The 256-nt window shown below is 61.7% G+C and carries 1 protein-coding gene; it reads left to right on the top strand.

Annotation, left to right across the window (positions count from 1 at the left end; all coding sequences use genetic code 11):
* Positions 1–205 (top strand): hypothetical protein (locus tag RND78_RS28060; protein WP_312733517.1); only part of this gene is annotated, 205 nt, incomplete at its 5' end.
* Between the last annotated feature and the right edge of the window lie 51 nt (positions 206–256).

Raw genomic sequence — 256 nt, 5'->3', positions numbered from 1 at the left:
GCACTTGCACTTGCACGGGAGCACCTGGCGCATCGGCTGCACCAGGTGCGATGACGAGGTAGCGCTGTTCATCCGCCTGGGATTGCTGAACCAGTTGGCGTATCGGTCCTACCGCATTCACGATAGCTGCGCCGGCGGGATTGGTTTGAAAAGCGGCGAGAGACTCAAGAGCGCCGCTACCGTCTGCATGACGAGCCAACGCTAGTACATAGGGCTGCTTGGCCACCAGGCCCGTAACCGAGGCCTGCAGGACCTG

The organism is Pseudomonas oryzihabitans (genome assembly GCF_032027545.1).
Classification (GTDB): Bacteria; Pseudomonadota; Gammaproteobacteria; order Pseudomonadales; family Pseudomonadaceae; genus Chryseomonas; species Chryseomonas oryzihabitans_F.
The sequence above is the reverse complement of the archived record's forward strand: the minus strand, read 5'-3'. Positions and strand labels throughout refer to the sequence as shown.